Origin of the sequence: Peribacillus sp. NPDC097264 (assembly GCF_050277925.1) — a bacterium.
In the GTDB taxonomy this organism is placed as follows: domain Bacteria; phylum Bacillota; class Bacilli; order Bacillales; family DSM-1321; genus Peribacillus.
Map to the genome: position 1 here is coordinate 201,682 of NZ_JBNNSR010000002.1, position 14,552 is coordinate 216,233.

Genomic DNA, 14,552 nt, shown 5'->3' on the forward strand with positions numbered 1-14,552 from the left:
TAAATAAAATAAAGCCCGTCAGATAAAATAGAAGTTCAGTTGTGCCATTAAAGCGCCCTTTTATGGAATAACCAAACAGCTTCTTATAGCTTATTTAGTCTAATAAAAGTTCCATAAAATACTGAAAAGAAAACAATAAAAGGAGGTAGGTTATTTTAATAAATCATCGACCATGAGTCTCCAAATCATGTGATGATAGCATTCGTCCCAATAATTCTCTAAGAAATAATCAGGATCTCCATATTTCTTTTTCCAGATTTTTTGTGCACTTATATATCCACTATCTAAACAAAATTCTTCTATACCCTTATTATGCAGCGTCAAATATATTTTATTTAATAGTAAATTACCTATACCCTTCCTTTGGTAGTCAGGATCCTCAAATACTGTACCCACCTCGTTTAATTTTTTAAAGCATTATCTGTACATTTACTTATAAGATCGCTTGCTGCACCGTATTCAATTGTACCGATTATTTTATCTCCATCTAAAGCAATCAGAAAAAATCGTTTTTCACCATTACTTTCCAAGTCACTTTCTAAGTAGGTTTTCTTAGCTTCAATTTCGTTTTCTATGTCCTCTAGCTTATCCCCTATACCTTCTTTAATAAATATATCAGTTATTACTGTTCTAAAAAATTGATTTAACTCTTTTATATCCTCAGTTCTTGGCCTTCTAATCTCTAAGTTAAGCACTCTAGAGCCTCCTTAAACTTAATACCAATTATTTGAAATTACTGTTAAGGACTTAATCATTTTTTTCAACAAAGGTGTTTATCATAATTACAGATAAGCGCCCTTTAACAGAATAACAAAGCAATTCCAAGGTTTGTTTGAGTAAATATTTGCTTAATCCCCATTTGTTAAGGTTACATGTTCATCAATTGCACATTTTATATTTTCTTTAATGTTATAAAAATGAGGGGCGATCTTAAAAATAGAGTTGAAATATTGAGCCTAATCTACCTTTCTTGCTTATATGATTGATATTGATATTCTATTTATTATCCTTTTTTCCTCCTATTCTTATTTACCTATCCTGCTCGGTTAGTTGAATAGAAGGAAAAATAATATAGTTAAAATAAACCCCTATTATCGGCATCACCGAAGAAAAAACGAATAACATCTTTCACTAAGATTAAAGTTCAACTCTCAACTTATAAGTTGAGAGTTGAACTGCGACATAAAATTGATAGTGAATACTGATGTAGTAGGGCTAAAGGTTAAGTGAACAATTTCGGTGCATATATAAACAAAGTTTTGTCGTGAGTGTGGGTGTTTTGTGTATTTAAAAAGTAAACATAAATATAAAGTATTCACCCACAAAATAAAAACCCTCAACGCTTAGAGCGTCAAGGGTTCAAAGAATTAATACGTGCTCATATATTGTTCGCGTTCCCAAGGGTGAACTTGCGTGCGGAACATATCCCACTCGATTTCTTTTGCTTCGATGAAGTGTTCAAGTAAATGGTCACCTAGAGCATCCTTGATGACTTTATCCGCTTTTAATGTTTCTAATGCCGCGTATAAAGTAGATGGAAGATCGATGATGCCTTCCGCTTCACGTTCTTCTTTGTTCATGACATAGATGTTACGGTCCACTGGAGCTGGAGGAGTCAGGTTATTTGCGATTCCGTCTAGACCCGCTTTTAGGATGACCGCAAGTGCAAGGTATGGGTTTGCTGCTGGATCGACACTACGTACCTCAACACGAGTACTTACTCCACGTGAAGCCGGGATACGGATTAATGGGCTACGGTTTTTAGCGGACCAAGCAACATAGCAAGGTGCTTCATAACCAGGTACTAAACGTTTGTATGAGTTAACAGTTGGGTTAGTTACCGCTGTAAAGTTTGGTGCATGTTTGATGATACCCGCGATAAATTGTTCAGCTGTTTTGCTTAATTCTAATTTACCTTCTTTATCGTAGAAAGCATTTTCGCTTCCCTTAAATAGAGATACGTTACAGTGCATACCTGAACCATTCACACCGAACAATGGTTTTGGCATGAACGTTGCATGTAAACCATGTTTACGGGCAATCGTTTTAACGACCAATTTGAATGTTTGGATGTTATCACAAGCTGATACAGCGTCTGCATATTTCCAATCGATTTCGTGTTGTCCTGGGGCAACTTCGTGATGCGATGCTTCAATTTCAAAGCCCATTTCTTCCAGTTCAAGAACGATATCGCGACGGCAGTTTTCCCCTAAGTCAGTAGGTGCAAGGTCAAAGTATCCACCTTTATCATTTAATTCTAGAGTTGGTTCGCCTTGAGCATCTAGTTTGAATAAGAAAAATTCAGGTTCAGGTCCTAAGTTAAAGTTCGTGAAGCCCATTTCTCTTGCTTCAGCGAGAATTCGTTTTAGGTTAGCACGAGGGTCCCCATCAAAAGGTGTTCCATCTGTATTGTAGATATCGCAAATCAGACGAGCAACTTTACCTTTTTCTGATGTCCAAGGGAAAACCACCCATGTATCTAAATCAGGGTACAAATACATATCTGATTCTTCGATGCGTACGAAACCTTCAATGGAAGATCCGTCAAACATCATTTTATTATCAAGTGCTTTTTCCAATTGACTAACTGGAATTTCTACATTTTTGATTGTTCCTAGGATATCAGTGAATTGTAAACGAATGTACTTTACATTTTCTTCTTTTGCTAAACGAGTAATATCTTCACGTGTAAACTTTGCCATTTTCAATTCCCCCTAAATAATAGTTCATATTGATATTTCATTTGAAAAAACGCGACATATCACCTTGTCGGAGAGATGTGCGATTTCTAGTGCCTTGGAGAAGCTCTGCTCGTAAAAGCTTACGCAGTTCGTCATCACTTAAGTCACGTCTTATTTTCTCCGCCTGTTCAAGATCTTGTGATTTCGGTAAATTTTGTTCTTTTACAGTAAATATCTTCTTAATGCCAGCGAGATTGACGCCTTGTTCGATCAAGTCTTTAATCTCAAGGAGTCTATCAATATCGTTTAAAGAAAAAACGCGCCGGTTTCCGTCTGTTCTCATAGGAGTAATTAATTGATGCTCTTCGTAATATCGAATTTGACGTGCAGACAAATCAGTCAGCTGCATCACAATTCCGATGGAAAAAAGAGGCATAGAACGCCGAATGTTGTTGCCGCTCATTCTTTGCATCCTCCTTTGTTTATCTTGATATAATCATAGTATATGGTATTTAATATGTCAAGTTCATGTTACCTTTTATGACATAAATTATTCATAAAAATTGAATGATTTGTAACCCATTGAATATTATGACTATTTTTCTTCATGAGAATCCAGACATGCTGGGTTCTCACGAAGTGTATTTCTTAAACTAACGGCTACCATCTCACGTTACAAATGTATCAATTCTTTCTCCATTAACGAGTTCACCGCGGTCAATACAGCCATTTTGACATGGGCATATGTTAAGCCACCTTGAACATAGGCAACATAAGGAGGCCTTGTCGGTCCATCTGCCGTCAGTTCAATGCTAGCTCCTTGGATGAATGTTCCTGCAGCCATGATTACATCATCTTCATACCCTGGCATATAAGCAGGGTATGGAGTAACATGTGAATTAATTGGGGATGCATATTGAATTGCCTGGCAAAAAGCTACCATTTTATCTTTATCATCGAATTGGACAGACTGAATTAAATCGGTACGTTTTGCATCCCAACGAGGGTATGTATTCATCCCGATTTTTTCTAAAAAGGCTGCTGTGAACATCGCACCTTTTATCGCTTGCCCGACGACATGTGGCGCAAGGAAGAATCCTTGGTACATTTCCTGTAGGCTATATAGTGAAGCCCCTGCCTCCGCTCCAATACCTGGGGACGTCAAACGATAGGAACACGCTTCAACTAAATCTTTTTTACCGACAATGTATCCGCCAGTCTTCACAATTCCGCCACCTGGATTTTTAATTAGAGAACCCGCCATAAGATCTGCCCCGACATGACAAGGCTCTTCCGTTTCCACAAATTCGCCGTAGCAATTATCCACGAAAACAACGATTTCTGGATTGATTTCCTTGACGAAAGAAATCATTTCCTTTATTTCATCGATTGTAAAGGAAGGACGAGTCGCATAGCCCTTTGAGCGTTGGATGCCTATCATTTTCGTTTTCGGATTGATCGCATGTCTGACGGCTTCAAAATCCACACTTCCCGATTCCATTAACGGTACCGCATCATAACCTATTTGAAAATCGCGTAAGGACCCAATTCCAGAACCCCTGATCCCGACAATTTCTTCTAATGTATCGTATGGTTTTCCAGTTATGTATAGCAATTCATCGCCTGGACGTAAAATCCCAAATAAGGCAGTGGATATGGCGTGTGTACCTGAAATGATTTGAGCACGAACCAGTCCTGCTTCCGCACCAAAAACATCGGCATATATTAATTCGAGCGTATCACGTCCGATATCATCATATCCATATCCTGTTGTTGGGTTAAAATGCGAATCACTCACACGGTGCTTCTGATAGCTTTGCAATACGCGAAATTGATTGGTCTCGATTCTTTCATCTACTTGCTTATGTAATGGAAAAATCATCGCTTCGACTTCTTGGGCGATTGTTTTTAAGACTTCTCCATGCTTTAATTGCTGATACATCCAAATTCCCCTTTTATAATGAGTATTTCTCTAGCTGTCCAATTATTGAATGATCAGCTAGACAAAAACCTTTGCATTCATATCTTTCCGATTCTTCATTAAAGGAGAGAGTGCGCAAAATGGTTTCATTTTTCAGCTGTGATAGTAGTTTACCCTCACTGGAAGGTAAGAAAACATTATACGGTATCATTTTCTCAATGACGTACTTTTCAATTTCTTCCATGATTGTTTCCAGGTCTTTTTGGTCATAGGCACTGATTAATAACGAATCATTACTGGAAGACCTTAAAAAGTCGACGTGAACCCTATCCTTCTTATTATACAACGTTAGCTGGGGAATGGAAGAGACATCTAAGTCATTTAATAGGTTGTGAACCGTTTTCTCATGATTAAAATAATCCGAGCTAGACGAATCGACAACGTGGAGCAACAAGTCCGCTTCCTTCACTTCCTCTAATGTCGAGCGAAAGGCTGCAATCAGGGAAGTCGGCAAATCCTGAATGAAACCGACCGTATCGGTCATTAGTACAGTAAAGCCGCTAGGAAGAATCGCTTTTCGCGTCATTGGATCGAGAGTGGCGAACAACAGGTTTTCTTCAAAAGAATCTGCTTCTGTCAAACGATTGAACAAGGTTGATTTACCAGCGTTCGTGTAACCAACCAGAGCAACCTGAAAGGCCTTATTTCTTTTTCTCCTTTCACGATACCTCTCACGGTGCTTCACGATTCCACTTAGTTGTTGCTTGATTTCGTCAATTTTCCCACGAATGTGACGGCGGTCACTTTCGAGCTTCGTCTCTCCCGGTCCCCGCGTACCGATTCCGCCTCCTAATCTGGACATGGCTGTACCCTGCCCGGCTAAACGGGGCATTAAATATTGGAGCTGGGCAAGTTCCACCTGGAGCTTACCTTCCCTCGACCTGGCTCGCTGAGCAAAAATGTCCAGTATAAGCTGAGTCCTGTCAATCACCCTCGCCTCGAGGAATTTAGAAAGGTTCCGGATTTGACTCGGTGATAATTCATCATTGAAAATGAATAAATCAGGCTCCAATTCTGCTTCCAGGTTTTGTAGTTCTTCTATTTTCCCTTTGCCTATATATGTAGACGGATGAACCCGTTCTCTTTTTTGTGTAATGGTCATCAATACCTCGCCATTTGCTGTCTTAGCTAACGACGCCAGCTCGTCCAGTGAATAGCGGAAATGCTCCTCATCCTCTGTTGTTTGACAACCAATCAATACAGCGGTTTCTCTTATTGCCTGTTCCAATTCACACACCACCTAAACAATTTTCATCCATCATACCAAATAAATGGCCACATATAAAATTTTCCTAAAAACAGGGCCAGTAACCATATTAATATCACCCGTAACATGCTAAAATCAAGTTTGGCTTTACCATAAATCTGAAATGACATAGAGGGAAAAGGATATGACGTGGGAAGTATTAACCTTCATTGGTACAATTGCATTTGCCATAAGCGGAACCATCATTGCAATGGAAGAAGAGTATGATATTTTAGGAGTATATATTTTAGGAATTGTTACGGCTTTCGGGGGAGGCGCGATTCGAAACCTTTTAATCGGCGTGCCTGTATCTGCGCTTTGGGATCAAAGCCTCTATTTCACCGTCGCCCTGGTCTCAATCACCATCGTTTTTCTTTTCCCTACCAATCTATCAAGGCATTGGGACAGATGGGGAAACTTCAGTGATGCCATTGGACTCTCTGCGTTTGCTATCCAAGGTGCCATGTATGCAGTGGAACTAAATCATCCAATTAGCGCCATTATCGTGTCCGCGGCACTAACCGGTTGTGGTGGGGGAATAATCAGGGATGTACTTGCCGGGAGAAAACCGTTAGTCTTTAGAAAAGAAATCTATGCCGTTTGGGCAATCATCGCAGGTTTGGCTCTAGGCAGTGGACTTTTCTCACAAGCATGGCATTTATACACACTCTTTATTTTCGTCACTTTATTCCGCGTGCTATCTTACACCTACAATTGGCACCTTCCTAATAAAAAATGGGTCCCGAAAATATAAATGCGAAAGGCCAGCCACGTTTAATGGCGGGCCTTTCTGTTGTCACTCCTTCTCATCATCCTCGAAAACGAGATCTTGACTGGTCAGTGTAAGCAGGTCGACCTTTTCAAACGTATCTTCTATTAATAGGCGCATGGCCTGCGCCCTTATCGATTTTTCAAGTACGTTCCGGATATAACGGCCATTAGAAAACGATACCACGCCACGATCGGAACGTAATACAATTAAATGTTCCTTTAACTTCCTTTCGGCATCCCGGCTCATAATATATTCACGCTCTTGCAACATGAGGCCAGCTATCTCCATTAACTGATCGATTGTATAGTCCGGAAAATCGACGACTAGTGGAAACCTCGAATAAAGCCCTGGATTAAGACTTAGGAAATAGTCCATTTCACGAGAATAACCTGCTAAGATTAAGATGAATTCGTGTTGGCGATCTTCCATATGCTTGACAAGCGTATCTATCGCTTCTTTGCCAAAATCCTTCTCTCCACCTCTTCCCAAAGAGTAGGCCTCATCGATAAATAATATGCCACCTATTGCCTTTTTAATCAGATCACGTGTTTTTTGGGCTGTATGACCAATATATTCACCGACCAAATCGGCGCGTTCCGCTTCAATCAAATGCCCTTTAGAAAGGACATTCATCTTTTGAAACAACTTACCAATCAATCGGGCAACGGTAGTCTTACCTGTTCCTGGATTCCCTTTAAACATCATGTGAAGTGCTTGCTGACCAGTCTTCAGCCCTCTGGTCTCACGTTGTTTGTTTATGTAAATCCAAGCGTATATTTCCTTTATCATGCGTTTCATCTCATCCATTCCAACCAGTGCCTTCAGTTCGTCTTCTATTTCCTTCAAAGCCACATGTTGTTGGGGAATTTCTTGGACCAACACTTCTTTGACCGGCAAATCTTTCTGTAGTGATTTTCTATTTTCCGCATTAAAAACGATATTGATTTGCCCGTTATTTTTCATACGGATCGGTTGTTCCAATGTCTTCACCTCTCCATCTTGGACCCTAAACTTTTAAACCATTCATTTAACATGAACACACACGGACCTTTCGGGTCATTATATGTTTTCCCTTCGCCAATATCTCCGTCTAATTTACTTTTGTAAATATTGGGTTTTTCAGTTAGCTTTCTTGTCTATAAAGGGGCTTTCGACAATTTATCTCCTATTCATCATTTCTTTCATTCATTTGTCATTTCCTGCGCTTTCCCGAGAAATGATTCTTCCTTCCATATATATATATTCAAAACGAACAAGTAAAATAATCGAATCCTTGAAAAAGATACAAGCTCTTAGCACAAAAAAACAGGCCGCCCTGTGGGCCGCCTGTCATTTTGCTATCATGTATATGGTTATTCCTTCACTTCGTAATCAATTTGAACATTACGCTGTGGAGCGAATGTGGATATAGCATGTTTGTATACCAATTGCTGCTTACCTTCGGATTCGAATAACACAGTGAAATTATCAAACCCTTTAACCTGGCCCCTGATTTGGAAACCATTTAATAAGAAAACCGTCACATACGTCCCATCTTTTCGTAATTGATTAAGAAATTGGTCTTGAATATTTACGGATTGCTTCATGATTTAGTCCTCCTCTTTTCTCTCTAAATTTATGTATTCGCCTTCTTTGAAAAGCTTTCCTGCTACAAATCCAGATATTTCATTTATTTTTTTTGTAAACCCTTCGATGTCCGTCATATTAAACCAGATTACATCCATTTTATTTCGGAACCAGGTCAATTGACGTTTTGCATATCGGCGTGAGTTTTGCTTCAAAGAATCGATCGCTTCTTCCACCGAAGCCCGGTCTTCAAAGTAGTCGTATATCTCTTTGTAACCAATTGCCTGTATCGATTGGCAATCCCTCAATCCTTGATCATAAAAAGATTGTACCTCTTCAATCAATCCGGCTTCCACCATTCCATCAACTCGTTGGTCAATACGTTCATATAACTTGTCCCGATCCATTGTCAGTCCTATTATGCATGTATCATATTTCATTTCCGTGGGTTGTTGATTCATCTGCTCACTCATTGTTTTTCCTGTACAGTGGTAAATCTCAAGTGCACGAATCACCCTTCTTACATTATTAGGGTGTATTCTTTTAGCACTTTCTGGGTCCACACTCCGCAATTGGTCAAAAACAGGATCGATTCCTGCTTCGTTGACTTGTTTTTCGAGCTGTTCCCTATATAGAGGATCGGATGGCGCTTCAGAGAAATGATAATCATAGATTACCGATTGAATATATAAACCCGTGCCTCCTACTATGATAGGGAGTTTGCCCCTGCCCTGAATATCCTCAATGCAAGCATTTGCCTGCTTCTGAAACTCAGCTGCACTGAATGGTTCATCCGGCCCCTTTATATCAAGTAGATAATGGGGAATGCCTTCCATCTCTTCTCTTGTGATCTTTGCAGTTCCAATATCCATTCCCTTATAAACCTGCATGGAATCCCCACTAATTATTTCTCCATTAAATCGCTTGGCCAACTCAATGCTCAGTTTCGTCTTGCCTACTGCCGTCGGTCCAATAATGACTAGAAGTTTTCCTTTTTGTTGTGTCAACTTTATTCACTGCCTTATATGATTTTTTTTTATCTTATCACAAAACGCCACAAAAGCAGTTAAACATCTAACCATTATATCCATTCCTCACTCATTTATTCACATCGGCGAATATATCTCCTAACAAGTTAGCGAAGGTTCTGGTTCAACGCTTGGAGTACTGTCTGTAAATCCACATGACTAAAGGCATGATCCCATAAACGGGTTCATGCCCCTAAACATCCCTAACAAAATAAAGCATCTCACATTTTGGGCGGTCTCTTTGTAAAAACTTCATTCCACAGGTATTAAGACCGTTACAGTCGTTTCTACTTCATTCGAATCTACTGATATCTCACCGTTATATCTTCTTACTAGATCCTTAACGATAAACAGACCTTGACCACGCTCTTTTCCTTTTTCTTTCTTTTTAGTGGAAAATCCACTTATATAAATCTTTTCCAGGTCCCCCCTACTAATCATCTGTCCTGAATTCGTAACGGTGAATGTATATTTTCCTTTATCCTTTTTACAAATGATATTCATACGCCGCTCTTGCTCAGGTATTTCAATCGTAGCTTCTATGGCATTATCTATTATATTTGATAACAATTTAATTAAATCTATCGTCTTAATCGTATCGAAAGAATCTGGAGAAATATCAAGGCTTATATCAATATTATAGTTTTGGGCAGACAGCCTTTTCGTTTCCAACAGCACCGATAACCCAGGGTGTGTAACGTTCATTTCCATGGATTCTATGGTATGGATCTCCTTAGAGAGACCTGTTAAGTATTCTAATGCTTTATCTTTTTCTCCAAGTTTTAAAAGACCGTGTACGACCTGAATGTGATTGGAGAAGTCATGCCTTAGGGAACGAACAGATGCCATAAGAGATTGAAACTCCGCCCTGTACGTATCCTCAGTATCCCCTACCTCTCGTATCAACTCTTTTCGATACCATCTTTGCATGATTGTAAAAGCAATGGCCAGGATAATGACAAAAGCGCCCGAATAAATCAGATTAAAAATGCTGCTATTGATAACCTCATCGCTTATTGCGTGAATATCTTCAGCACTCGCATCCACTCCTAAAAAACCTATTACGGAGCCTTCCTTATCCTTTATGGGAACTCCTACAGTCATATACTTCCCATATATGGGGTCATCCAGAATATCCGTGATGAAGTTTTCTCCCTTATAGGCCTGTCTGACCTGGCGTTCGGGGACCGTGCATAGTTCCCCAATTTCAGGTTCTCTTTTAACGTTTTCTGGGAGACCTGCAATCATGGTCCTTGACTCTTGGGGGTTTTCCACTTTTAAAGTATAGATGTGTACAACGCCAACATTTTCACGGACATTCTCTAAATAGGCTTTAATATCCTCATATTCTTGGCTCTTTACTGGGTTTTTAAGAAAGCGTTTATAGGCTTCTATATCCAACGTACTAGCAACAGACTTAGCAACCAAGAGATTTTGATTGGCCACAGACCTTTGAACAGTATTTTTGATATTTAAATAAGAAGTAAACATATTAAGTAGGACAAATCCAAGTAACAATAGGAATATCATTATAATGAATGCTTTTACCTTTTTATTTTTCATAAAATTCTATATACCCCATCTCTTGAAGTTGAAAATCGGATATTATACTATAATTTTACTATAATTACAGAGAAAGGAATATAGTAAACTTATTTTATATCGATTATCATAGGTATATTTAATCACAAAATGAATAAATAAGATAATGACACAACGTTCTAAATATTCCTTTTTCTAGACTTCAACAAGTGTGAAAGGGGCTGTCTAATAAGTCCTTATTCCAGTAATTTCGCAAAAACAAAGAGGCGGAAATGTTGTTAAATCAACGTTTCTGCCTTTTACTATTTATTCAATTACGGGGTAATTACACCTTTTGGGACAGCCCCTTTTTTCGGCTATCATGCTTTATTAATTGATTTCATTTTTTTCAAACCTTTACGTACTATAACACCCCGTAGAAATTTGTTGAAGTTTCAATAGATGAAATCATTTACAAGACAATAAAATCAAGAGGATCACTCCCCGCAAGTCCACGAGAAGCACTTAAATGACCTGTTCGATTTTCTACTAAAGATTGATTTTCTGCCATGAATTGCTTAAAGCATGCAGAATGGAATTGTCAGTCACGATAAAAAACCTTGACTGGTTTTTAACCAATCAAGGAGTGACTTTACACCATTAAATTTCCTCAGGGATTTTTAGTCCCTCGATAAAGGATTTGAAACTTTCTGCCACTTTATAAATATTTTCATCCTGACTGGAGGGATCTGCGTACCACCCCTGATCCCAAAAGAAGATTCCTTGTTCTTCATCATTGTTTATCAACAGGATTTTTCCTGCACAGGTATCGTTGCCGATTATAATGCAATTTGTATGTAAACCATCTTTATTATTTTCATGCAACTTTTGTAAATCAAGCTGTTCACTATCGATATCCAACCCATATAACACGTCTAACGATACAAGTGTGTCCAATGCCTCTACATAAAACTTACCATTTTGAACGGTAGTGGTCCCTCCGTTATATTCAAGGAGGAAATGTTTATAATCAGCCGGAATCTCGAAACCGACATACCTCTCAAAGTTATTGACCGCTTCCTGTGTTGCTTTGCCGTATCCAGTGATTTTCCTCATCCTATCAACTCCAGTTCGTTTTAATAAAAAACTACATTAGCCACCTATATGCCTAAACTTAAATGTAATCAGGGGATAACTCCGAGGATATATGTTGATTGCAGTTGTCTTTCAATAGTCCCTTTACTATCTCGTTTTACAATAAATAACAATATCTAATTATAATTGTACTATACCATGTAGACTTTCATAATTCTTGGGGAAATAGTACGTTTTCGTCAAATTTCCTTGCTTGTAAAAGAAAACTTCACTATAATTATTATTCCCCATATTTATCCTATACCACTTTCTTAAAATATATTAACATAATTTCGTTTGTTTTTTTCAGTATTTTCTGCAAATAAAAAGGAAAAATAAAGGTGTTGACATAGTTCATCTTTACGTTGCTATGTCAACATCCCCCAGCCTCAGTTACAACTTATTTCTATTCTTTTCCTCATTTTCACTTATTTTATCTAGCATTGAAATCGTATCTACCAAGTGATTATTAAATATTTGACGTGCTATTGAAAGAAGTTCCACAATCATGGGGTCTCTTAGTGAATAGACCACGCGATTTCCATCTTTCGTTCCTACGACAATATTTTTCGCTCGTAAAACGGTTAGCTGCTGGGAAACTGCGGATCCTTCACTACCAATGAGATTTTGGATTTCATTTACGTTTTTATCTCCTTCTGACAATAACTCGAGAATTTTTATTCTCAAGGGATGTGCAAGTGCCTTAAAAAACTCCGCTTTAAATTGTTGCATCTCAAGATTCAATGATAATTCTCCTCTTCAATTTAATTAACTGGAAAAGGCCCGTCTTCTTTCCTCAATACCTTTGGTGAGATCCCCTGATAAAGCCGAACATTCTCTAAAGGCAAAGTGCTTGCAGCCAAGACACTTATTCCTATTTAACTGTTCAAGAGCGTAATCAATCGCTACTCCTGTATGATCAAAAAAATGATCTTTCCCAATTACTTCATATAAGCCAGTTTTGATCAGAAGCGTTTTAGGTTGTGGTTTGATTCCAGAAATCAAAACGAGACCGTGTTTAGAAAAATGATGAACGATGTTAGAAAGATAAGACTCACCAGTGGTATCCAACAATGGGACTTGTCCCATTCTTAAAAGCAGTACCTTTGGTTTGGAATGGGTTGTCCCAATAATAGACTGTTCAAAAGTTTGGGCTGCACCGAAAAAGAGGGGCCCTTCCACATTATATATACTAATCTGTGGACAATCATGCGTAGATGTAACTACTCGGCTATCAACCTGTTGATGTTTATTATTGGGATTAGGCAATACTTTTTCAGTTACTATTGTATCACTCATTCGTTTTATAAATAAAAGGACGGCTAAAATAAGCCCCACTTCTACGGCACTGGTTAAATTTTCAAATACCGTCAATAAGAATGTTATAACTAGAATGAGTGAATCTGTCGTTTTGATTTTGACCATATTAAAGAAAAGATGCCTCTCACTCATATTCCAAGCAACCACCATCAATATCGGAGCCATACTTGCCAACGGCACCTTTGAGGCGTACGGTGCAAACAGCACTAAAACCAAGAGGACGACTATGCCATGAACCACACCGGATACCGGGGAAACAGCCCCGTTTTTAATATTGGTAGCCGTTCTTGCGATTGCACCTGTCGCTGGGATTCCACCGAATAGAGGCGTAATTATATTAGCAACGCCTTGACCAATCAATTCCTTATTACTATTATGCTTACTACCGGACATCCCGTCTGCCACGACTGCTGATAATAATGATTCTATTGCTCCTAGCATGGCTATGACAAGCGCGGGTCGAATTAAAAGTTGAATGCGATCTAAAGTAATCTCAGGAAATTTGAACTGTGGCAAATTATTTGGAATTTCCCCATATGTTGAACCAATCGTTGCTACTTGACCCGGAAATAAGAAAGTGGCAACCAATGTCGAACAGATAATGCCGATTAGTGGCCCTGGAATCTTTGGAAAGAACCTAGGTGTGCCTAAAACAGCCATTAAACAAATACCTGCGGTTAATACGCTGTACATGTTCATGCTTTGAATATGCATGAATATTTCCTTTACATTATTAATGAATTCTTCGTGTTTCTCCACACCAGACAATCCCAGAAAGTTCGGAACCTGGCCCACAAATATGATGACAGCAATCCCAGCGGTAAACCCAATCGTTACAGGTTTGGGAATAAACTTAATTAATGAGCCTAATTTAAAAATCCCCATTAAGGTTAGGATGATTCCTGCTAAAAATCCAGCAATTAATAAGTTTTCAAACCCATATGTCATTACAATCCCAAATAAAATCGGGATAAACGCACCTGTTGGCCCACCTATTTGAAATTTCGAACCCCCTAATAGGGAAATCAATACTCCGGCAATGATTGTCGTGTATATCCCATATTCAGGTTTTACACCTGAAGCTATAGCAAATGCCATGCCTAATGGAATGGCAATTACACCGACTACGAGTCCAGCTATAAAATCTTTTTGTAAAGATTGAAGAGAATAATCTTTGTATCTTCCATCAATAAGCCAATTTCGCTTCATAAAAAAGCACTTCCTTTTTTTATTTTTGTATATCTGATTATTTGAATATACGATTATTAGAATTTAACCCTTTCTCTTCTTTTTGTCAAAGGTC

Annotated in this window: 12 protein-coding genes and 1 pseudogene; 1 reads left to right on the forward strand and 12 read right to left on the reverse strand. The window is 38.6% G+C overall.

Annotated elements, in window-relative coordinates:
• Positions 1-150: 150 nt before the first annotated feature.
• The 5 genes and pseudogenes from ACQKL0_RS03640 to hflX all read right to left on the reverse strand — a co-directional run bounded on the left by ACQKL0_RS03640 (position 151) and on the right by hflX (position 5,890).
• A pseudogene (locus ACQKL0_RS03640) lies at positions 151-695 on the reverse strand (GNAT family N-acetyltransferase).
• Positions 696-1,367: 672 nt separating this feature from the next.
• Positions 1,368-2,702 carry a type I glutamate--ammonia ligase gene (gene glnA, locus ACQKL0_RS03645; RefSeq protein WP_402875294.1) on the reverse strand — a complete coding sequence of 445 codons (1,335 nt, stop codon included), beginning with the start codon at positions 2,700-2,702 and terminating at the stop codon, positions 1,368-1,370.
• A 37-nt stretch (positions 2,703-2,739) separates the two neighbouring features.
• Entirely contained in the window at positions 2,740-3,144 is a 405-nt protein-coding gene (locus tag ACQKL0_RS03650) for a MerR family transcriptional regulator (RefSeq protein WP_402875291.1), read from the reverse strand.
• 210 nt (positions 3,145-3,354) lie between these two features.
• Positions 3,355-4,623, reverse strand: a complete 1,269-nt coding sequence (locus ACQKL0_RS03655; protein WP_427686346.1) for an aminotransferase class I/II-fold pyridoxal phosphate-dependent enzyme — start codon at positions 4,621-4,623, stop codon at positions 3,355-3,357.
• A 13-nt stretch (positions 4,624-4,636) separates the two neighbouring features.
• Positions 4,637-5,890: a GTPase HflX gene (hflX, locus tag ACQKL0_RS03660; protein ID WP_427686348.1), complete on the reverse strand. Its 1,254-nt coding sequence runs from the start codon at positions 5,888-5,890 to the stop codon at positions 4,637-4,639.
• 163 nt (positions 5,891-6,053) lie between these two features.
• Here hflX and ACQKL0_RS03665 point away from each other — a divergent pair, with 163 nt between their 5' ends.
• On the forward strand, positions 6,054-6,662 hold the full coding sequence (locus ACQKL0_RS03665; RefSeq protein WP_402875283.1) for a trimeric intracellular cation channel family protein: 609 nt from the start codon (positions 6,054-6,056) through the stop codon (positions 6,660-6,662).
• A gap of 42 nt (positions 6,663-6,704) precedes the next feature.
• On the opposite strand, the gene spoVK is transcribed toward ACQKL0_RS03665, so the two are convergent.
• The 7 genes from spoVK to ACQKL0_RS03700 form a co-directional block, all read right to left on the reverse strand.
• On the reverse strand, positions 6,705-7,661 hold the full coding sequence (spoVK, locus tag ACQKL0_RS03670) for a stage V sporulation protein K (RefSeq protein WP_402875280.1): 957 nt from the start codon (positions 7,659-7,661) through the stop codon (positions 6,705-6,707).
• A 371-nt stretch (positions 7,662-8,032) separates the two neighbouring features.
• Positions 8,033-8,266, reverse strand: a complete 234-nt coding sequence (hfq, locus tag ACQKL0_RS03675; protein WP_034313436.1) for an RNA chaperone Hfq — start codon at positions 8,264-8,266, stop codon at positions 8,033-8,035.
• 3 nt (positions 8,267-8,269) lie between these two features.
• A complete protein-coding gene (miaA, locus tag ACQKL0_RS03680) occupies positions 8,270-9,253 on the reverse strand; it encodes a tRNA (adenosine(37)-N6)-dimethylallyltransferase MiaA (protein WP_427686350.1) in 984 nt (327 codons plus the stop codon).
• A 273-nt stretch (positions 9,254-9,526) separates the two neighbouring features.
• A complete protein-coding gene (locus tag ACQKL0_RS03685) occupies positions 9,527-10,837 on the reverse strand; it encodes a sensor histidine kinase (protein WP_407406269.1) in 1,311 nt (436 codons plus the stop codon).
• Between the two features lie 618 nt (positions 10,838-11,455).
• Positions 11,456-11,911: an SMI1/KNR4 family protein gene (locus ACQKL0_RS03690; protein ID WP_402875271.1), complete on the reverse strand. Its 456-nt coding sequence runs from the start codon at positions 11,909-11,911 to the stop codon at positions 11,456-11,458.
• 411 nt (positions 11,912-12,322) lie between these two features.
• A complete protein-coding gene (locus ACQKL0_RS03695) occupies positions 12,323-12,673 on the reverse strand; it encodes an ArsR/SmtB family transcription factor (RefSeq protein ID WP_402875268.1) in 351 nt (116 codons plus the stop codon).
• Positions 12,674-12,697: 24 nt separating this feature from the next.
• A complete protein-coding gene (locus ACQKL0_RS03700; RefSeq protein ID WP_427686352.1) occupies positions 12,698-14,458 on the reverse strand; it encodes a SulP family inorganic anion transporter in 1,761 nt (586 codons plus the stop codon).
• Positions 14,459-14,552: the final 94 nt, after the last annotated feature.